The sequence below is a fragment of the Pseudomonas syringae group sp. 247E2 genome (assembly GCF_032587795.1).
GTDB lineage: Bacteria > Pseudomonadota > Gammaproteobacteria > Pseudomonadales > Pseudomonadaceae > Aquipseudomonas > Aquipseudomonas amygdali.
Genome location: NZ_JAWHPK010000037.1, coordinates 203,054 through 224,498, shown reverse-complemented (window position 1 = coordinate 224,498; position 21,445 = coordinate 203,054). Strand labels below are relative to the sequence as shown.

The 21,445-nt window shown below is 58.8% G+C and carries 13 protein-coding genes; 2 read left to right on the top strand and 11 right to left on the bottom strand.

Going from position 1 to position 21,445, the window contains the following annotated elements:
* The first annotated feature begins 98 nt into the window (after window positions 1–98).
* The gene (locus tag RYC18_RS25770; protein ID WP_080164653.1) at window positions 99–257 is read left to right on the top strand and encodes a hypothetical protein; all 159 of its coding nucleotides are present in this window, start codon (window positions 99–101) and stop codon (window positions 255–257) included.
* Between the two features lie 48 nt (window positions 258–305).
* Here RYC18_RS25770 and RYC18_RS25765 read toward each other — a convergent pair whose 3' ends face one another.
* The 11 genes from RYC18_RS25765 to RYC18_RS25715 all read right to left on the bottom strand — a co-directional run bounded on the left by RYC18_RS25765 (window position 306) and on the right by RYC18_RS25715 (window position 20,321).
* Window positions 306–1,052 (bottom strand): SDR family oxidoreductase, encoded by a 747-nt coding sequence (locus tag RYC18_RS25765; protein ID WP_005743615.1) that lies wholly within the window; start codon window positions 1,050–1,052, stop codon window positions 306–308.
* 102 nt (window positions 1,053–1,154) lie between these two features.
* On the bottom strand, window positions 1,155–3,266 hold the full coding sequence (locus RYC18_RS25760) for a putative bifunctional diguanylate cyclase/phosphodiesterase (protein ID WP_117139912.1): 2,112 nt from the start codon (window positions 3,264–3,266) through the stop codon (window positions 1,155–1,157).
* A 168-nt stretch (window positions 3,267–3,434) separates the two neighbouring features.
* Window positions 3,435–4,904: an efflux transporter outer membrane subunit gene (locus tag RYC18_RS25755; RefSeq protein ID WP_316887020.1), complete on the bottom strand. Its 1,470-nt coding sequence runs from the start codon at window positions 4,902–4,904 to the stop codon at window positions 3,435–3,437.
* On the bottom strand, window positions 4,901–8,008 hold the full coding sequence (locus RYC18_RS25750) for an efflux RND transporter permease subunit (protein ID WP_316887019.1): 3,108 nt from the start codon (window positions 8,006–8,008) through the stop codon (window positions 4,901–4,903). Before RYC18_RS25750 ends, RYC18_RS25755 begins: the two co-directional genes overlap by 4 nt.
* On the bottom strand, window positions 8,005–11,115 hold the full coding sequence (locus RYC18_RS25745) for an MdtB/MuxB family multidrug efflux RND transporter permease subunit (protein WP_005743610.1): 3,111 nt from the start codon (window positions 11,113–11,115) through the stop codon (window positions 8,005–8,007). Before RYC18_RS25745 ends, RYC18_RS25750 begins: the two co-directional genes overlap by 4 nt.
* Window positions 11,112–12,413: an MdtA/MuxA family multidrug efflux RND transporter periplasmic adaptor subunit gene (locus tag RYC18_RS25740; protein WP_010202672.1), complete on the bottom strand. Its 1,302-nt coding sequence runs from the start codon at window positions 12,411–12,413 to the stop codon at window positions 11,112–11,114. Before RYC18_RS25740 ends, RYC18_RS25745 begins: the two co-directional genes overlap by 4 nt.
* Before the next feature lie 152 nt (window positions 12,414–12,565).
* Window positions 12,566–13,066: a thiol peroxidase gene (tpx, locus tag RYC18_RS25735; RefSeq protein WP_005743607.1), complete on the bottom strand. Its 501-nt coding sequence runs from the start codon at window positions 13,064–13,066 to the stop codon at window positions 12,566–12,568.
* Window positions 13,067–13,156: 90 nt separating this feature from the next.
* Window positions 13,157–14,074 (bottom strand): LysR family transcriptional regulator, encoded by a 918-nt coding sequence (locus RYC18_RS25730; protein WP_016982324.1) that lies wholly within the window; start codon window positions 14,072–14,074, stop codon window positions 13,157–13,159.
* A gap of 105 nt (window positions 14,075–14,179) precedes the next feature.
* A complete protein-coding gene (locus tag RYC18_RS25725; RefSeq protein ID WP_117139914.1) occupies window positions 14,180–17,860 on the bottom strand; it encodes a translocation/assembly module TamB domain-containing protein in 3,681 nt (1,226 codons plus the stop codon).
* Between the two features lie 5 nt (window positions 17,861–17,865).
* On the bottom strand, window positions 17,866–19,590 hold the full coding sequence (locus RYC18_RS25720; RefSeq protein WP_005743604.1) for an autotransporter assembly complex protein TamA: 1,725 nt from the start codon (window positions 19,588–19,590) through the stop codon (window positions 17,866–17,868).
* Window positions 19,591–19,649: 59 nt separating this feature from the next.
* Window positions 19,650–20,321 carry a GNAT family N-acetyltransferase gene (locus RYC18_RS25715; protein WP_005743603.1) on the bottom strand — a complete coding sequence of 224 codons (672 nt, stop codon included), beginning with the start codon at window positions 20,319–20,321 and terminating at the stop codon, window positions 19,650–19,652.
* A 191-nt stretch (window positions 20,322–20,512) separates the two neighbouring features.
* Between RYC18_RS25715 and xthA the strand changes: the two genes are divergently transcribed.
* Complete coding sequence (xthA, locus tag RYC18_RS25710) at window positions 20,513–21,325, top strand: exodeoxyribonuclease III (RefSeq protein WP_004658827.1); 813 nt, start codon at window positions 20,513–20,515, stop codon at window positions 21,323–21,325.
* Window positions 21,326–21,445 lie beyond the last annotated feature (120 nt).

The window sequence follows — 21,445 nt, the reverse complement described above, 5'->3', positions numbered from 1 at the left end:
AGGGCAGAACAATCGGGCAAGGGTTATCCGGTTCAAATCAATTGAATCATCAATCAGGCCGGGGGGTCGTAAAAAGGGTCAACAAGGAGGCAGCAACCATGACTCTACCCAATCCTGTAGAAGTACCTGATCCAAACATCGACGACCCTGTTCTGCCCGAGCCAGTACCCGAGCAGGAGCCACCGCCCTCAACGCCGCCACCCAATCAGACGCCGGTAGGCGATCCGCCCGCCAATGCGCCACCTGTAACAGTGTGACGGATCAGTAAGCGGTGTCTGAAGGCGCTTGCCAGATCATGCACGCCTTCAGCGCCCGCCCGCCAGATCGATGAACGTTCCAGTGGCATACGACGCGTTGTCCGACAGCAACCAGAGAATGGCCTCGGCCACTTCCTCCGCCGTACCGCCACGGCCCATTGGCAGTGCGCCCTCGAGTTTGCTGACGCGGAACGGATCGCCGCTCAGGGCGTGAAAGTCGGTGAAGATGAACCCTGGCCGCACTGCGTTGACGCGAATGTTCTCCCCGGCCACTTCCTTGGAAAGCCCGATGGTGAACGTGTCCAGCGCGCCTTTCGAAGCCGCGTAGTCTACATATTCGCCTGCCGAGCCCAGACGGGCCGCGAGCGAGGATACGTTGACGATGCTGCCACCGTGCCCGCCGTGACTCGGCAGCATGCGTAACAAGGCATGTTTGCTGCACAGCATCGGCCCGACGACGTTGCTCATCATCATTTTAAGCATGCGGAATTCGGACATGTCCTCGACTCTAGAAGCCTGAGCGAGCGTGCCTGCATTGTTGACCAGATGGGTAACGCGGCCGAGTTCCGAATCGACCCTGGAGAACAGGCGCATGATCTCGTCTTCGTTGCTGACGTCGGCCTGCAAGGTGATCGCCTGAGCACCCAAGGCCCTGACCTGACCTGCCGTCTTTTCGGCTGCGGCATGGTCAGACAGATAATTGATACAGATCCGATAGCCCTGTACAGCGGCCAGACGCGCAGTGGCTGCGCCGATTCCGCGCGAGCCACCGGTAATAATGAGGACTTTTTCCATGATTTTTCTCTGAAGCCAGCATCAAGGCGCAGCTAACACCCGCAGGTTAGCCAGACGTTTCTGATCGTGCCAGCCTTTGCCGTCCAGCGCCATCCATGCGCTTCAGAAAGCCGGTTGCCCAACATCGGGCACGTCGATTGCCACTTTCGCCTCGGCGGCGCGAATTTCGTCGAGAAATTGCTCAGCCGGCAAAGGATAACCGAGCAGGAAGCCTTGCAGGGAGTGACATCCCAAGTGCGTCAGGAAGCGCTTCTGAACCGCTGTTTCTACGCCTTCGGCGACGATCCGCAGGTTCAACGCCTGCCCTACCGCAACGATGGCCGACACGATGGCGGCATCGTCGGTGTCATGCTCAAGGTCACGCACAAAACCTCGATCAATCTTGATTTCATTGGCGGGTAGGCGCTTCAGGTACATAAGGCTGGAGTAACCGGTGCCAAAATCGTCAATCGATAGATCCACGCCCATTTCCGACAGCCTTTGCAACACCGCCAGGCTGGCATCGGCGTCATGCATGGCCGTAGTCTCGGTGATTTCCAGGGTCAGGCAGTTGGCCGGGAGCTGATGTCTGGCCAGGGTATCCGCCACCGCAGTGACCAGCCCGGCATGACAGAACTGCAACGCTGACAGGTTCACCGCAATGCGCCAGTGCGCGTAGCCCTGGGTGTACCACTCACGCATCTGTCGGCAAGCCTCATCCAGTACCCACTCGCCGATCTGAATGATCAGCCCGGTTTTCTCTGCCATGGCGATGAACTGATCGGGGCCCATAACGCCTTGTTCCGGATGGTTCCAGCGCAATAGCGCTTCTGCGCCGAGTGGCAATCCGGTCAAAGCGTCGAACTTGGGCTGGTAATAGATACAGAACTGCCTGTGCTTGATCGCCTTGCGCAAGTCCTGAGACATCTGCAGCTGATTGCGTGCGTTGCTGTTCATCGACGCATCGAAAAAGCTGTAGCCGTTCTTGCCGGCCGCTTTGGTGTGATACATGGCGGCATCGGCGTTGATCAGAAGTTCGTGCTGGGTATTGCCATTGCCCGGGTACATGCAGATGCCGATGCTCAGCGAGATCTGCAATTGATGCTCGCCGATGGTAAACGGATTGCCTATTTCATTGACCTGACGCGTTGCGACAGCCAACGCATCCTGCGGGTCATGCAGTTCGACCAGCAGCACGAATTCATCACCACCGATCCTTGCCAGCGTGTCGTGCCGGTGCAGGTTGTTACGAAGACGCAAAGCGACCTGCCGCAACAGCAAGTCCCCGGTATGGTGGCCGAATGCGTCATTCACCGGTTTGAAACCATCCAGGTCCATGAACATCAACGCAAAGCAGCCGCCGCTTTCGCTGACTTTCTTCATCGCCTGCTCGATGCGATCCGTCAACAACACACGGTTCGGCAGCCCGGTGAGGTTGTCATGCAGAGCCAGGTGGGTAAGCTCCTGATTGGCTTCAGTCAGGGAATTGGCCAGGACAGCGGTACGTGTCTCGAGGTGGGAGTCGAGAATACAACTGAACAGCGCGATACCCAGTATCGAAAGACTGGCGACCAGAACAATCCTGTCCAGTCCATTGCTGCTCAATCCATCGGGCAACGCACCACAAAAGCTGCCATCGGCAAAGGTGGCCGCCGCCATGCCGGTGTAATGCATACCGATGATGGCCGTTCCCAGCAGAATTGCCGCTACCGCACGCATCAGGTATACCCTGGGCCTTTGCTGGCGAAGACGAAACGCTATCCATAACGCCGCCGCAGAGGCGGCAATGCTGATCGCCAGGGAAAGCGCAAACAACCAGGGCGTGTATTCGATGCCGGGTTGCATGCGCATTGCCGCCATGCCGGTGTAATGCATGGCGCTGATGCCAAGCCCCAGCAACAACCCACCCAGGCCAATCTGCGCGGCGGATAACAGCGGCCGGGCGGCCAGCCACAGCGCGAAACCGGAAGACAGTATTGCGATCAGCAAGGACAACAGCGCCAACGGCACATCATAGCCAACGTCGATAGGCAGGACGAATGCCAGCATACCGATGAAGTGCGTCGACCAACTGCCAACGCCCATTGCGAATGCGCCGCCCGCAATCCATACATAAACGGCGCGGCCCCTGGCCGAAACAATACGGCCAACCAGATCGAGAGCAGTGTACGCAGCAACAATTGCGACGAGAACGGAGACCACGACGAGCGACGGGGTGTAGCTGCCAATCAACATAAACGCACCTGGAGCCCAATGAGCGCGTCCATGCCGATACTGCGGGGGATGATTGTACGCAATAGCTGCCAAATGTCGCGGTATCTGGTCGAAAAGATGGCAACTAGCTATTGATTTTTCATTTATCACGAACAGTTCAAGAAAAAACGCCTTTGCTCCGTGAAGCACTCACTCCCTGAGGGTCAAACCTGTTTCGGCATTCCAGCCGCCACCCAATGCGGCAATCAACTGAACGCTGGCAATCAAGCGACTTTGCAGGACGTTCAGCACACTGCGTTCATTGCTCAAAGCAGTGGCCTGTACGTTGACGACGTCAAGATAACCGATCAGCCCGGCCTTGTACTGGTTGTTGGTCAGGCGCAACGAGTCGCGAGCCGATACCAGCGCTTCCTGGCGCACGGCGGCCTCCTGCTCGTAGACCTTGAGTTGAACGAGGTAATTTTCGACTTCCTGAAAACCATTCAGCACGGTCTGCCGGTACTGGGCGACAGTCTGGTCGTACACGGCCTCGGTACGATCAACTTCCGCCGTCCGCCTGCCACCGTCGAACAACGTCAACGCCAGTTGCGGCCCTACCGACCAGAAGCGGTTGGGCAGGCTGATCCAGTTGGCGAACGTACTGCTGCTGTAACCGCCGCTCATGCTCAGCGTGAAGTCTGGGTAGTAAGCGGCCTTGGCGACGCCGATGTTGGCATTGGCCGCCATGACCGAGCGTTCGGCCGCGGCAATGTCCGGTCGGCGTTCAAGCAACTGTGACGGCAGCCCTGGCGGGATCTGCGGCAATTGCGGAATCGAAGTGCTGGCCGGCAGATTGAAGTCAGCGGGCGCCATACCCATCAGCACGGCTATGGCGTTCTCGAATTGTGCACGCTGCCAGGCCAGATCGATCAGGTCGGCCTGAGTGCTTTTCAACTGTGTCTGCGCCTGGGCGACAGCGTCACTTCCTGAAATACCGGCGCGGTATTGATTCTGGGTGAGGGTCAGAGAGCGCTGATAGGTGTCCACAGTGGATTCCAGCAGACGTTTCTGTTCGTCAATGACCCGCAATTGCAGATAATTCTGCACCAGCTCCGATTGCAGGCTGAGGCGCATCGCTGCCAGGTCCGCAAGACTTGCCTGCGCACTGGCGGTGTCAGCCTCCAGCCCACGGCGCAACTTGCCCCACACATCGGCTTCCCAACTGACGCCCAGTTGAGCGTTGTAACTGTTGCGAATTCCCGAGGCGCCGGTATTCGTACCGGTATTGGATGTGCCTGTGCCCTGCCCCGAGCGGGTCTTGCCGGTGGTCAGATCCAGTGTCGGCAGAAATGCGCCTCTGGAGCTACGCACCAGTGCTTGTGCCTGCCGGTACTGCGCATCGTACTGGGCGACGGTCTGGTTGGAGGTGTTGAGCCGTTCGACCAGCGCATTCAGTTGCGGATCCCTGTACACCTCCCACCACGCACCTTTGGCCATCGCATCACTGGGTGTAGCTGCACGCCAGCCTTCAGCGGCCTTGAACTTCGCAGGCGCGGCCATCGACGGTTTCTGGTAATCCGGACCAACAGCGCAAGCGCTGAGCAGCACAACGCAGAGCCCCAGCGCGAGTGGACGAATCAGCCCTGTCGGGCGGGATATAAAGGCCAGGCGTTCGGTCATAGCGGGGTTTCCAGAGCAGCATCGGTACGCACGCCACGCCATTTATTGTAACGATGGCGCAGACGGTCGAGATAAAGGTAAACCACCGGGGTGGTGTAGAGGGTCAGGATCTGGCTGAAGATCAGCCCACCAATAATGGTCAGGCCCAGCGGCTTGCGCATTTCAGCGCCCTCCGCGGTACTTAGCAGCAGCGGCAATGCACCCAGAATGGCGGCCATCGTGGTCATCAGAATGGGGCGCAGGCGTTGCAGGCATGCACTGCGTATCGACTCTTGCGGCGTCATTCCCTGATCACGTTCAAGGTGCAGGGCCAGGTCGATCATCATGATTGCGTTCTTCTTAACCACGCCAATCAGCAGGAACAGCCCTAACAGGGAGATCAGGCTGAATTCGCTGCCAAGCACATAGATCGTCAGCAATGCACCCACGCCTGCCGATGGCAGTGTCGAGAGTATCGTCAATGGATGGATGTAGCTTTCATAAAGAATCCCCAGCACCAGATACACCGCCAGCAACGCACCGAGAATCATCCAGGGCTGGCTTTTCTGGGTTGAGGCGAAGGCGTTGGCGGTCCCGGCCATCTTGGAAATGATGTCGGACGGCAGTCCGATGGCGGCAATTGCGCGCTCGATAGCCACCGTCGCCTTGTCGAGGCTGGCACCTTCGGCCAGATCAAAGGAAATGTTTTCGGCAGCGAACTGACCGTCATGCGAAACCCGATCATTCGCCAGACTGCGCTCGTAATGAGCAATGCTCGACAGCGGCACGCGCTGCCCGTCGGCAGTAATCACCTGAACCTGCTCGAGCGTCGCCGGGTCCTGAGCGTATTTGGGATTGACCTCCATCACCACCTTGTACTGGTTAAGGCTGTCATAGATGGTCGAGACCTGACGCTGGCTGTAGGCATTGTTGAGCACCGCCGTGACCGTGTTCATATCGATGCCCAGCCGTTTGGCCGTATCACGATTGACCACCAGGGTCACTTGCTGCGCCCCACGCCCTTCCCTGGCGTCAATGGCCGTCAGCTCCGGAATCGATTTGAGCGCCGCAACGATCTTCGGATACCACAGCCGCAGGCTGCTCAGGTCTGCACTTTGCACAATGTACTGATACTGCGAACTGGTCTGCTCGCGACCACCCCCCAGTTGCAGGTCCTGATCAGGCGCCAGAAATAGTCTGCCACCGGGCACATGCGGCATGTTCTTGCGCAGGCGCTCGACCACTTTTTCGGCAGACAGCTTGCGCTCGGCAATCGGCTTGAGGCGTACGATCATGAAGGCGTTATTGGTGCCACCGCTACCGCCGATAAAACCGGCAACGCTCTCCACCGCAGGGTCTGCCAGAATCGAACGGCGAAAGATTTCCATTTTCGGCTGCATGACCGAGAACGAAAGACCGTCGTCACCGCGTACAAAACCCATCAGTTGCCCGGTGTCCTGCTGTGGCAGAAAGGTCTTGGGCACCACCACATACAGCGCGACATTCACCACAACGGTAATCAGCAGGCTGAGCAGTGTCAGCCTGCGATGCCGCATGACCCAGCCGAGCGAGCGGTCATAGCCAGCGACCATGCGGTCGTTGACCCGCTCGCTCCAGCGCTGAAAGGCATTGTCCTTGCCCGAATCGTGGGGTTTGAGCCAGCGCGCGCACAACATCGGCGTCAGGGTCAGGGATACGATCAGCGAGACGACGATCGACACCGACAAGGTAATGGAAAACTCGCGAAACAGACTTTCGACCAGCCCACCCATGAACAGAATGGAAATGAACACCGCCACCAGCGAGACGTTCATCGACAGCAAGGTGAAGCCCACCTCTTTGGCCCCCAGAAAGGCCGCTTTCATGGGGTCGAGACCGTTGTGAATGTGCCGGGAAATGTTTTCCAGCACCACGATTGCATCGTCCACCACAAGTCCGGTGGCGAGGATCAAGGCCATCAACGACAGATTGTTCAGGGAAAAACCGAGCAGGTGCATGATCGCAAAGGTGCCTACCAGCGATACCGGAACCGCCAGAGTGGGGATCAGCGATGCGCGAAAACTGCCGAGAAACAGAAATACCACCATCACCACCAGAACCACGGCAATCAGCAGGGTCATCTCTGCCTCGTGAAGCGTCGCCTTGATCACCGGCGAGCGATCCATCGCGACGTTGAGGCTCACGCTGGCAGGCAGCACGGCCCGCAGGGCTGGCAATTGCGCCTTGATCTGCGCCACGGTTTCAATGATGTTGGCACCCGCCTGGCGGTTGACGACCAGTAACACCGCCCGGTCATTGTTATAAAACCCGCTGTTGTAGCGATCTTCCACGGCATCGCTGACTTTCGCGACGTCCTTGAGGCGCAAGGTCGCCCCATCCTTGTAGCGAATGATCAGCGGCGCATAGTCCTTTGCGGTTTCCAGCTGGTCGTTGGCCTGAACCTGCCAGTTATGCTGATCATCCTCCACAAAACCCTTTGGCCGCCGCACGTTCGCACCGGTAATCGCGGTACGCACGTCGTCAAGCGATACGCCGTACTGGGAGAGCATCTGTGGCTCCAGCTCGATACGCACCGCTGGCAGCGAACTGCCGCCGATCTGCACTTCGCCGACCCCGGAAACCTGCGACAGGCTCTGTGACAGGATGGTGGATGCCAGGTCGTAAAGCTGACCTTTTTCCAGCACCGTCGACGTCATAGACAGGACCATGATCGGCGCCTGGGACGGGTTGACCTTCTTGTAGGTCGGCATGCTGCGCATACCGCTGGGCAGCAGGTTGCGTGAAGCATTGATTGCCGCCTGCACTTCCCGCGCCGCGCCATTGATGTCGCGATTGAGATCGAACTGCAGAATGATCCGTGTCGTGCCCTGGCTTGAATTGCTGGTCATGGTATTGACCCCGGCAATACTGCCCAGCGAACGCTCCAGCGGAGTGGCCACAGTGGAGGCCATTACCTCGGGGCTGGCACCCGCCAGACTGGCGGACACCACAATCACCGGGAAGTCCATATTCGGCAACGGCGCGACCGGCAACAAGCGGAAGCTGACCGCGCCCAGCAGCAGGATCGCCAGGCTCAGCAGTACGGTCGCAACCGGGCGACGGATAAACGGTGCGGACAGGTTCATGCGTCAGCCCGTTCCAGCCGGTCCGGGTCGGCAGGCCTGCGACTCCAGCGACGGCCAAGCCGGTCGAAATACAGATAGATGACCGGCGTGGTAAACAGCGTCAGTACCTGGCTGACCAGCAGACCGCCGACCATCACCAGCCCCAGTGGCTGGCGCAACTCTGCGCCGGAGCCGCTGGCAAGCATCAACGGAATGGCGCCGAACAATGCTGCCAGGGTGGTCATGAGAATCGGCCGGAAACGCAGCAGCGCCGCTTCGTAGATCGCCGTTTCCGGTGCAACACCCCGGTTGCGCTCTGCGTCGAGCGCGAAGTCGATCATCATGATCGCGTTCTTCTTGACGATGCCGATCAGCAAAATGATACCGATGATCGCGATCATCCCCAGATCATTTCCGCTGATCAGCAAGGCCAGCAAGGCACCCACTGCTGCCGACGGCAGTGTCGAGAGGATGGTGATCGGGTGGATATAGCTCTCGTAGAGCACGCCCAGCACGATGTACATGGTCACTACAGCCGCCAGAATCAGCAGCAACGTGCTCGACAACGATGCCTGAAATGCCTCGGCAGCGCCCTGAAACTGGGTCTGCACACCAATCGGCATGCCGATGTCCTGCTCAACCTGTTCGATGACCTGCACGGCCTTGCCCAATGCAACGCCGGGCGCAAGGTTGAACGACATCATCACTGCCGGAAACTGCCCGAGGTGAGCGATGGCCAACTGCGCCTGACGCTGCTCGACGCGTGCCAGGCTCGACAGTTTTACCTGTGCGCCATCGGTGGTCTTGACGTGGATCTGCTCAAGTGCGGCAGGACCGAGCTCACTGCCCGACGCGGCTTGCAGCACCACGCGGTACTGGCTGGCCTGGGTATAGATGGTGGAAATCTGTCGCTGACCGAATGCGTCGTACAGCGCATCGGTAATATTTGCAACGGTGACCCCTACCCGACTGGCCGCATCACGATCGATGTTCAGATATACCTGCAGGCCCTTGTCCTGCAGGTCGCTGGCCACATCCGTCAACTCGGACCGTTTGCCGAGCGCCTCGACCAGCCTTTCGCTCCACAGCGTCAGCAGCTCGGCGTCGGGCGATGACATGCTGAACTGGTACTGAGTACGACTGACCCGGTCTTCAATGGTCAGGTCTTGCACCGGCTGCATGAACAGACGAATGTCCGAAAGCTTGTCTACCTCTGGCTGCAGGCGCTGGATCACCTCGGATGCGGTGAGGTCACGCTCTGCGTGGGGCTTGAGGTTGATCAGCAGACGCCCGCTGTTGAGCGTTGCGTTATCACCGTCAACACCAATGTAGGAAGACAGACTGACCACTGCAGGGTCTTTGAGAATGATGTCAGCCAGCGCCTGCTGACGCTGGCTCATGGCAGCAAAGGAGACCGACTGTGGCGCTTCCGAAATACCCTGGATCACGCCGGTGTCCTGCACCGGAAAGAAGCCCTTGGGCACAACGATGTACAGCAGCACAGTCAGTGCCAGAGTGGCCAATGCCGCCAACAGGGTCAGTGGTTGATGCCTGAGCACCCAGCGCAACCCGCCCGCGTAGATATCGATCAGCCAGTCGATCCAGGCACCGCTGGCACGATAGAAACGGCTCTGCTCTTCTTCCTTTGGCTCGCGCTTGAGCAACCGCGCGCACATCATGGGCGTCAGGGTCAGCGATACCACCAGCGATATCAGGATGGCGACTGCCAGGGTTATCGCGAACTCGCGAAACAGCCGCCCGACCACATCAGCCATGAATAACAGCGGGATCAGTACTGCAATCAGCGACAGGGTCAGGGAAATCAGGGTGAAACCGATCTGTTTCGCGCCCTTCAGGGCGGCCTGCAGAGGTGTTTCGCCCTCCTCGATATGCCGGGAGATGTTTTCCAGCATCACGATGGCGTCATCAACAACGAAACCGGTCGCGATGGTCATGGCCATCAGCGTGAGGTTGTTGACCGAGAAGCCCGCCAGGTACATGACGCCGAAGGTGCCTACCAGTGACAGCGGGACGGCGATAGAGGGAATGATCGTCGCGCTGAAACGACGCAGGAACAGGAAGGTTACCAGCACCACCAGGATAATCGCGATCAACAGTTCGTGCTGAACATCGGTCACCGACGCGCGGATCGTCTGAGTGCGGTCCGTCAGGACCACGACGTCGAGGCCGGCCGGAAGGTTCTCGGTGATTGACGGCAGCAATGCCTTGATCCGGTCGACCACTTCGATCACGTTGGCGCCCGGCTGGCGCTGAATGTTCAGCAGCACCGCCTGACTCCGATTGGCCCAGGCCGCCAGACGTTCGTTTTCGGCACCGTCGACGATTTCGGCCACATCCTTCAGACGCAGGGGAGCGCCATCCTTGTAGGCCAGAATAAGGTTGGCGTACTCCTCTGGAGACTTCAACTGGTCGTTGGCATCCAGCATCGAAACCCGGGTTGGCCCGTCGAAGTTACCCTTGGGCTGGTTGACGTTGGACGCGCCGATCAGGGTCCGCACATCAGACAGGTTCAGGCTGTTGGCGGCCAGCGCTTCCGGATTGACCTTGATCCGCACAGCCTGACGCTGGCCGCCGGCAATGCTGACCATGCCGACACCGCTGATCTGCGAGATTTTCTGCGCCATGCGTGTATCGACCAGATCATTGAGCTTGGGCAGCAGCATGGTTTTCGAGGTAATCGCCAGGGTCAGAACCGGCGTGTCTGCCGGGTTGACCTTGTTATAGACCGGCGGTGCCGGAAGATCGGTAGGCAGAAGGTTGGTGGCCGCGTTGATCGCGGCCTGGACCTGCTGCTCAGCCACATCCATATTGATTTCGAGGCTGAAACGCAAAGTAATGACCGACGCGCCGCCCGAGCTCGTCGAGGCCATCTGGGTCAAACCGGGCATCTGCCCGAATTGACGCTCAAGAGGCGCAGTGACGGAGCTGGTCATGACCTGCGGACTGGCACCGGGATACAGCGTCATCACCCGAATGGTCGGATAGTCGACCTGAGGCAGCGCCGACACCGGCAGCAAGGTGTAGGCGATCAGACCCGCCAGGACGATTGCCAGCATACTCAGCGTGGTGGCAACCGGACGCAGGATGAACAGGCGCGACATGTTCATACGTTTGGTTTTTCCACCTTGCCGAGTGCTGCCGACTTGTCAGTCTTGCTGTCAGGCTTGCCCTGCAGCTTCTGAACCGGACCCGCCGGTACATCCTTGCTGTCGTTGACGACCTCGACTTCAGCGCCGTCGCGCAGACGGTCGGTGCCTTCAAGCACGACCCGTTCGCCGGCTGCCAGACCTTCGGTGATCACCGTCGATGTCTCGTCGCTCGGGCCGGTCTTCAACAATTTGAGTTTGACCTTCTTGTCACCGTCCAGGACATAGACAAAGGTCCCGTCGGTGCCGAACTGCACGGCAGCCGTTGGCACCAGTGTCACCTGTTTCAACGTATCGGCGCGCAGACGCACATTGACGAACTGGTTGGGGAACAGGATCTCGTCACCGTTATCGAAACGGGCCTTGAACTTCAGTGTGCCGGTCGTCACATCGATCTGGTTATCGAGGCTGGCGAGTACACCGGAAGCCTGCATTTTCGTATCGCCACGGTCCCAGGCTTCGACGGGCAACTTGTCGCCGGTGCGGTATCGGGAAATGACTTTCGACAGGTCCTTTTCCGGGAGCGTGAAGGCGACCGAAATGGGCTGGGTCTGGGTAATCACCACCAGCGCCGTGGTGTCGTTGGCGGCAACCAGGTTGCCGACATCCAGCTGTTTGAGGCCGACACGACCTGCAATAGGCGCACGAATGCGTGTGAAGTCCAGGCTCAGCTTCGCGTCAGCCACGGCAGCCTGATTGGTCTTGATCGTGCCTTTGTACTGATTGACCAGCGACTCGGCAGTGTCGAGGGTCTGCTTGGCAATGCTGTCCTCGGCAAAAAGCCCACGGTAACGCTGTACGTCGAGCTGAGCATTCTTGAGCAGCGCCTGATTGGTGGCCAGCGTACCTTCGGCCTGCTGTAATGCCACCTGATAGCTGCGCGGATCGATTTCCGCCAGCAGGTCACCCGCCTTGACCATCTGCCCTTCCTGGAAATAGAGCTTGACCAGCTCTCCCGCCACACGGCTGCGCACATTGATGGTATTCATCGCCGTTACCGTGCCAAGCGCCTTGTAGTAGATAGGGAAATCGCCTTCGGTTGCCGGGGCGACCCGCACCGGGACAGCGACAGCCGATGCACCGAAGCCAGGCCGCGCCATGCCACCTGCACCATGCTTCTTGCTCTCGGCCCCTTTGCCGGGAGTGGAGGCAGGCCAGAGCCACCAGCACAGGGCAACAATGACCAACAGGATCAACAAACTGATCAACCAGCGACGGGATTTACGAGAGCCAGACGATTGCATGAATAAATCAACCATTACAGGTGGGGGCTTCTTCAGAAGGCTGAACAATAAGCACAGATGCGTTACAAGCAAAGCGCCTTTACCAAGCACTTACTTTCGATAAACGTATGAAGCACAAACAAAAAAACGGCCTGAGCGGATTCAGGCCGTCGAAGTGTTGCGGAAAGTTACTTAAGCACAGCCAATGCAGCGTCGTAGTCGGGTTCGTTAGCGATCTCTGTTACCAGTTCGCTGTGCAGCACTTTGTCGTTTTCGTCCAGAACAACCACCGCACGAGCGGTCAGACCTTTCAGTGGACCGTCTGCAATTGCAACGCCGTAATGCTCGCTGAAATCGGCAGCGCGGAAAGAAGACAGGTTCTTGACGTTTTCCAGACCCTCGGAGCCGCAGAAGCGGGACTGGGCAAACGGCAGGTCAGCAGAGATACACAGAACAACAGCATTGCTCAGCTCGTTTGCCTGGGCGTTGAATTTGCGTACCGACGTTGCACAGGTCGGTGTATCGACGCTCGGAAAAATGTTCAGCACCTTGCGCTTGCCAGCGAAGTCAGCCAGGGTCTTGTCGGCAAGACCTTCACCCACCAGCGTGAAGGCAGGTGCCTTGCTGCCGACTTCAGGCAGCTTGCCATTGACTTGAACAGGGCCGCCTTTGAGGGTTACTTGAGCCATGAAACACATTCCTTTTTTGAGATGAATAAAAGAACCGGAAGTTAAACACGAAAGTGTGCCGTGTCCTATATAGGATAATTCCGAATTTTCTCAGGAAACCAGTCTGTCCCTGATATCTGGGTGGGCACATAATTCCACCAGCCAATCGACGAATACCCTGATCCGTCGTGACAGCTGGCGATGAGGTGGGTAAAGCACCGTCAACGCCAGCGGCGGCGGACGATGCAACCGCAGCACCTCGACCAGTATGCCGCTGCGCAATTGTGCGGCGACATGGTAACGCGGCACCTGTATCAGGCCGAAACCCGCCTCGCAAGCCGCTACATAACCGTCGGCACTGTTGACCGAAATAGAACAGGCCAACGCTTGATCGACCTCCACGCCACCGGCCATGAACTCCAGACCATAGCGTTTGCCGGTGCTGGTCGAGAAATATTCGATTACCTGATGTTGCGCGAGGTCCGGCAGATTTAGCGGCATACCGTATCGCTGCAGGTAATCGCGACTGGCGCAAGTGATCTGGGTCAGGCTGCCCAGCGGCCTGGCGACCAGCGTTTCGTCCAATGCTGCTCCGGCGCGCAAGACACAGTCCACGCCCTCGCGGATCAGGTCGACCGGTCTGTCGCTCATGCCGATTTCCAGCCGGATCTGCGGGTAGCGCCGGGCAAATTCAGGCAACGCGGGTATCACGATCATGCGCCCCAGGCTCACTGGCAGGTCAACACGCAGCAACCCCTTGGGCTCGGCACCTGCCGCAGAGAAGGAAGCTTCGGCGTCATCCAGATCGGCCAGCAGGCTTACGCAGCGCTGGTAGTAGGCCTTGCCGTCAGGCGTGGTGCTGACCTGACGCGTAGTGCGTTGCAAGAGCTGCACGCCCAGGTGAGCTTCCAGTTGTTTGATCAGAATCGTCACGGATGCACGGGGCATATGCAGGCTCTCGGCCGCCCTGGCGAAACCGCCCAGCTCGACGATACGGGTGAATACGCGCATGGCGTTGAATCGATCCATGATTACCGGCAGCCTGAATAGAGAGAGCGTGAGAAGGGTCACACTGTTTTAACAGGGTAAACCGGTTGAACGCAGGCCAGCGCCATTACAGCCGCAGGCCAGTATTCAGAAGTCTCTTTTATAGAAAATATCCAGCGAACTGGCAACACCGCTTGCAGCCTCAAGGTACACGCGCTTGCTGAGCAGATAGCGCAACGCAATGGTATTGGCCGGTTCAAACACACCGACGCCATAACGCAGGCTGAGCTTCTCGGTGATTTTGCCGCTGGCAACCACATTGGTCTTGTCGCCGGTTCCCGAGGTGTCCAGTTCGAAGTCTTTGATACCCAGATTGTCCGCGAGCTTGCCGGTGGTCGACGAGCTACCGGCAACGCCAAGCGCCAGTGCAGCCTGAGCGACCATGTTGTTGTCTTCGCCCGAGGTACTCAGCGGTCTGCCCATGACCAGATAGGAGAGCGCCTGCTCCTGGCTCATCGCGGGTTCGGAAAACACTTCGGTGGTGGGTTGCTCGGCACTGCCGGTCAGACGAATGCCTGCGATCACGTCATCTGTCTGGCGAATGGCCTCGATATCCAGATAGGGCTGGTCCACAGGGCCTGCAAACAGCAGGCGCGCCTTGCGGATGGTCAGCCGCTGCCCGTAGGCACGGTAACGGCCATCATTCAGGTTCAGCTCACCACGGGTGTCCAGGTTGTCGCCAATGTGCACCCTTCCGACCAGATTGGCAGTAAGCCCAAAACCGCTGAAGGCGAGCTTTTCCTGACCAACCTCCACATCGATATCCATGGCCACTGCCAGCGGTGGCGCGCCCTCCTCGGTCTGCTGCCCGACGATCACCGTATCGCCCGAGAGCTTGACCGTAGAAGGCGGCAGCTCACGCACGGTGATAGCTCCCTTAGGCACCAGCACCTTGCCAGAAATGGCCAGCCGCTCACCCTGCATGGAAATTTTCAGGTCAGGCGCCACCTCCACTTCCGCGTAGGGCTCGACATTGATAGGCAGACGCGCGCCCTTGAGGCTGACATCAACGTTCAGATTCTGCCCCCAGGCCACCTGACCGCCGATGCTCCCCTGCCCGGTGCTGCCACTTTTCCAGCCACCGGTGAGCTGTACGCTCTCTCCGGCGATCAACGCCTGCACCTTGAGGTCATGCAGTTCCATCGGCAACTCGGCACCCGCCACTTCACCACCTTCAAGTGTCACGCCGCCGTTGACCAGAGGTGCCAGCAAGCTGCCTGACAATCGGCCATTGCCGTTCAGGCGGCCATTGAGTTTCTGCACCATTGGCGCAAAGGGTCGTGCCACCGAGATGTCCAGCCCGGAGAGACTAAAATCGCCTGATAGAGGCTTGTCTCTGGCCAGTGGATCGATCTGCGCATTGAGCAGTAACCGGCCCAGCTTGCCGCCTTCGAAATCCAGACGCGTATCGATACGTCTGGGTGCCAGTGTGGTGTTGAATTTGAGTGCCTGATACGGAAAGTCCAGCCACTGGTCTTTGTTGCGCACCCGCAGCGTGCCGCCTCCGGCATCAATCGTAACCTTGCCGGAGGGGCCCGCTGCGGGAAGATCAAGCTGAACGTCGGCATTCAGCGCGCCCTGCCAGGCAAAATCCTTTGGCATCCATTGCGCCAGGCTGTCGAGCGGAAAGTTCTTCAGCTGATAGCGCAAACGTGGCTCCGGCATCAGTCGTTGATCGCCACCGCACAGGCTGGAGGCACCGGACAGCCAGCAATGCGCACCGAAGTTCAGCCGACCATCAGCCAGGCGTTCAATCTTCGCCGGTTGCTGCAAACGCCAGTTCTGTCCGCCGCTCTGTACGGTGCCGCTGGCCAGCCGACCACGCCAGTCGCCCTTGTCCAGGCCGCCGTCCAATGCGATCGCAAGCTTGAGCAACGGCCCTTGCAGGTCCAGCTTCAATTGTTGCGCCTTGAGCGTACCCTGACCGTCCACCAGCAACGTACCCAACCCGGTGTCGCCGGCCTGAATGCCAACGCCCTTTAGGTTGATGGTCGCGCGCTGCGATTGATCCAGGCGGGCATTGAGAGTCAGGCTTTGCAGACGATTGTCCTGCAAGGCGAGCTGACTGCCCTGCAATGCCAGTTGCCCTTGCGGTGCCTGAAGCGTTCCTGTCAGGTCGAGCCTGCCTTTGGCCTGCCCCTGCAAGCGCGGCCACAACTGAGCCAGACGCGGCAGGTCAAGATCCAGCTGCCCTTTGAGACGCTCCTGCAAACTGCCATTACCCTGAACCCGGTTGTCACCCAATCGAATGTTCACATTGCTGACATTCCACTGCTGATCACGACCGTCAGCCTTGGCTTGCAGCAGCGCAGGCTGGCCACGCAGACGTCCCTTGAGGTCCAGGTCGGCAGTCAGTTCAAGCTTCTCGTTGACCCGTTGACCTTTGCTGCGCAAGGGCCCTGCCAGTGTGCCGGGCAATTCGGCAACCCAGAATGAAGGGTCCAGCGCGCTCAGATCAAGTGCAGTGTCCCAGCCGAAGCCATTGGCAAATTGCAGGTTCAGAAAACCGCTGGCCTTACCCTGCCCTGCGACCAGCTCCAGTTGCGGCAGATGGACTTCCTGCAAATTGCCGCTGAAGGGACTGATCAGCGTGAACGCACCAGCAGGTCCTTTGAGGCTGGCGTTGAAATTGCCAAGATAATTGCCGTCCGTGTAGGAAATCTCACCTTTGAAGGCGTGCAACGACACTTGCGGTTCGGACGCCAGCGGATACAGACGCTGCCAGGGGAAATCCAGCCAGTCGATGCTCGCATCAGCCGAGAAACCACTCTGCCAGTTCAACGTGCCGTTGATGGCCAGACGCTGTTGATCGTTGGCGGCCAGATCAAGCGCTGCAATGGTTGCCCCGTTGGCATCCGCACGCCCCTGCAACGACAACGCTACAGGGCCTTTTTCTGCGGGCAGGCTGGCAGTGCCGTTGATCTGGTAACCCGAGTCGAGATCGCCTTCGGCCGTCAACAGCAACTGGTCGAGTTGCAGGGTATCGGGCAATGCTGCGCTGGGTTTGAAATGTTCTGCCGTCAGTTTCAATCGTGCTGGCAAATGCTCGGTCAAAGGTTGCAGCTCACCGGTCAGTTGCCCTGGTAGATAGCCGCTGCTGTCCGCCTTGAGTTGCAGGGTCTTGAGCACGTCACCGTGAATATCCAGCGCCAGCGTCCAGGGCTGACCGTCCTGTGGCGGCAGTTGCAGCTGACCTTTTACGCTCAATGGCCAGTCGCCCTCGGGCTTCAGCAGACCATTGAGGTCCAGCACCAGCGCATCACGTTGCAGGTGCGCGCTGTCGATTTGCAAGCCTTCGGCGGTCCAGTGCGCCTCCAGCTTGAGGTCGCGCAGCTGTTCGACGCCATCCAGCTGGAGGCTGCCCAGCTGTATATCACCCAGTTGCAGGGCGAGCGGCAACTTGACGGCTGGCAAATTCATGGGGCTTTCGTCGCTCGGCGCACTGCTTGGAGGAAAGCGCAGCAGTACTTGACCCGCGTGCAGGCGATCAATGCATAAGGTCATCTTCAGCAGGCAGGCTGGCGTCCAGGCGAAATCGACAGAATGCACCTCGACACGGTCTGCGCCTTGCTGCCACACCAGGCGCTCGGCACTCCACTGCCCGCCCAGGCGGCCCTGAAAGTTTTCCAGTTGCACGCCGGGCACGCGAGCCAGCGCCCACCGGCTGCCTGCCTGGGTCCCAAGCAGCACCCCGACGCTGACGATCACCAGCAGCAGTAATGCGATCACGCTCAGTCCGGCAATCGTTGCACCACGCCTGATGTTCATCCTGTTCAAAGTTCCGGCCCCATCGAGAAGTGCAGGCGAATGCCACCGTCGTCATCCAGCGCGTGCGCCAGATCGAGACGCAGCGGACCCACCGGAGATACCCAGCGCACCCCAAAACCGACGCCGGTTTTCAGGTCTGGCTTGTCCAGACTGTTGAATGAGTTGCCCTGATCGATGAAAGTCGCGAGCCGCCATTTATCCGCAATGGAATACTGGTACTCGACGCTCCCGGCAAACATGTAACGCCCACCAATGCGGTCGCCGTCCGAGTTGGTCGGTGACAGTTTCTGGTAGTCATACCCTCGTACGCTTTGATCGCCACCGGCAAAAAAACGCAGCGACGGCGGTATCGAGGTGTAACCGTCAGTCAGGTTGCCACCCAGTTGCACGCGCCCGAGAAAGCGATGGTTCTGAGCGACTGTCGTCAGCCCTTTGAGCAGCACATTGGCATGCACCAGATTGGCATCCGACAACATGCCCTCCTTGGCCACCTGGGTGTCGAACTGTAAACGGTAGCCCTGGTGGGGATCGATACTGTTATCGCTGCGCAGGTACGAATAACTGATGCCGGGCATTAGCAGCGTGCTCAGACCCGAATCGTCGCCCAGCCGGTATTCTTCACGCTGCCATTTCAGTGAGATAACCCGTTCCCAGCCGCTGGGCAGTTTGCTGTGCCATTCGGGCCCGGCAGTCAGCAGCTTGCTGAGGCTGTCGGTTCCAGCAATCTCTTCGTATTGATAGCCACCGGCATAACGCAGTTTATCGGTCAACGGCGGATCGAGCGGCACGTCGTACCACAGGCCGACATTCTGCCGAGGCGCGGATATTTCCGATTCGAACCCGTAGCTGTGCCCTTGTGGATTGGCCCAGTGTCGGGTCCAGTTGGCTTTGCCACGCGGACCGACATCGGTTGAGTACCCCAGGCCAAGGCCCATGGTTCGGGGTTTACGGGTTTCAAGCTGAACGGTTACCGGAATGACCTGATGGTCAGCTGCGGTAGGCGCGGCATCGACCCGCACGCCTTCAAAATAGCCACTGCCCTGCATGGCCTGGGTCAATTCGGCGATCAGTTGTGAATCGTAAGGAGTATTTTCCTTGAACGGCACCATGCGCTTGAGCAAATCTTCATCGAAGGGCGCATTGCCACTGAACATGACCTTGCCCAGCGAGTAGCGCGGACCACTGTCATAGACCAGCTCGATGTCGGCAAGCCCGGCTCGCGGGTCAACAGCCAGGCGCTGGCTGGTAAAGTGGCCGCTGAAAAAGCCGTAGCGCGACGCCTGATTCTGGATCAGGCGTTTGGCATCCTCATAGTTGCCATGATTGAGCACCGCGCCGGTTTTCAGCGCGTCGCTTTTGGGTACCCGAAAGGCTTTCAGCGATGCTGCCGGACCCTCGACGCGGATTACCACATTGCGCAGGTGAATCGGCTCGCCCGGCTGGATATTGATCACCAGGCGCGGCTGGTCAGCGTCCTTGATCTCGCTGTCGATCTGCGCCTGATAATAGCCAAGCGCCTGAGCCGCTTTCTCTGCCTGCTGTTCGGCACCCAGGCTGAAGTTACGCAACGCCTGAACGTCACGCTCGCCCAGGTCCCCCACATACCCTTCGACGTTGGCCTTGAGTTCCGGGTTGGCGGGCTTGATCCTGACGTCGAGGCGGGCCTGTGCAAGCGCCGCTGCACTCATGGTCATCAGAAACAGGCTGCTGAATAGTCTGAAAAGCTTCATGGGCGTAGATGCTAACACGATCGACGGGCCGCACTGGAAGCCCACGAATTGTCGGAGATTCAGACCGTTACGTCAGGGACCGGCAGTGAAACCTGAGGATTAGGGTGAAAAAACACATGCTCTCGGACAGGTCCTACTGCAATCTCGCCGATTTCCTCATAGCCTTGTCGCTTATAGAACTCGAGATAACGAGGATTTCCCGTGTCTACGACGATGCCCTGAGAGTGCTCATCCACCGCGCACCAATCGTGCAGCGCCCGAAGCAGTTGTTCACTCAAATCCTGCCCCAGCTTCTGACCCTGAAATTCCGGGTCCAGGCCTATCAACGGCAGCACATGCACGGTTTCGGACGGAACACAGGCCAGCACCGCGTTGTAATAAGCCAGATAACGCTGGGTGCAACCAAGGCCGGTGTCCATCACCATGCGCAGACGCCAGGCCCAGCTTTCAGTGACGCCCAGACGACGTTGCGGTGGCGCGATCAGCGCTACGCCGACCAGCCGATCCTGCAGAAACAGACCGAGTGCAGGCTGGTCCTGCAGGAAGTGTTGTTTGACCAGTTGGCGAATGGTCGCCAATACGCGTTGCTCATATCCCTCGCGCTCGGCATTGAACAGATAGGCGAACGTCGGATCGTGCCGATAGGCCCTGAACAGCAAGGAGCGGGTTTCACGGGAATAACCACTGTCGAGTTGACGAACTTCACCCGTGATGGCAGCAGGTAGGGACATAAAGGGCCTCGTGTTAACGGAACTGCGTCTGGCGCAGCAGTTTTGGCAAGCAGGCTTTCGAGTGATGGCACTTGATAACAGTTCCAACGATTTGTCCGGGCCTGTGTTTGCGCGGTGCCTTACACGGTGCTGGTCCTGAAACCACAGGTCAGCTAGCATCGCTGTTTGTTTTTGCTCAGGACCGCCGTTTTATGAAAATCGTCTCGTTCAACATCAATGGTCTGCGCGCTCGACCTCATCAGTTGGCGGCGCTGATCGACAAACATCAGCCTGACGTAATCGGCCTTCAGGAAACCAAGGTTTCTGACGAGCAGTTCCCCCACGCGGAAGTCGAAGCGCTGGGCTATCACGTGCATTTCCACGGCCAGAAAGGCCATTACGGTGTTGCCCTGCTATCACGCAATCCTCCGCTGGCCCTGCATAAGGGTTTTGAAGGCGACGACGAGGAATCGCAGAAGCGCTTCATCTGGGGCACTTATGCCGACAGCAATGGGCAGCCGGTCACCATCATGAATGGCTACTTTCCGCAGGGCGAGAGCCGTGATCACCCGACCAAATTTCCAGCCAAACAGCGTTTTTACGAGAATCTGCAGACCTTGCTGGAGAGCCATTTCAGCAACGAGCAGCCGCTTATCGTGATGGGTGACGTAAACATTTCTCCGCAGGACTGCGACATCGGCATCGGTGCCGACAACGCCAAGCGCTGGCTGAAGACCGGCAAGTGCAGCTTTCTCCCCGAAGAGCGCGAGTGGATGGAACGCTTGAAAAACTGGGGCTTGGTGGACAGCTTCCGTCATCTGTACCCTGAAGTCGTCGACCGATTCAGCTGGTTTGACTATCGCAGCCGCGGCTTTGAAGACGAACCCAAGCGCGGCCTGCGCATCGACCTGATCATGACCTCTACCGGCCTGCAGCCACGCATCAAGGCGGCCGGGGTGGACTACGATTTGCGCGGCATGGAAAAGCCGTCGGACCATGCGCCGATCTGGCTGGAACTGAACTGAAAAAGCGCCCTATCGTGCGATCCGGCTTTATGCATAAACGGGTCGCGCGCGCAGTGGTCGAGCAATCGTCATATTCCGGAAATCTTTCTGTCTTATTCTCCCGGCACCCTCCCGTGACTC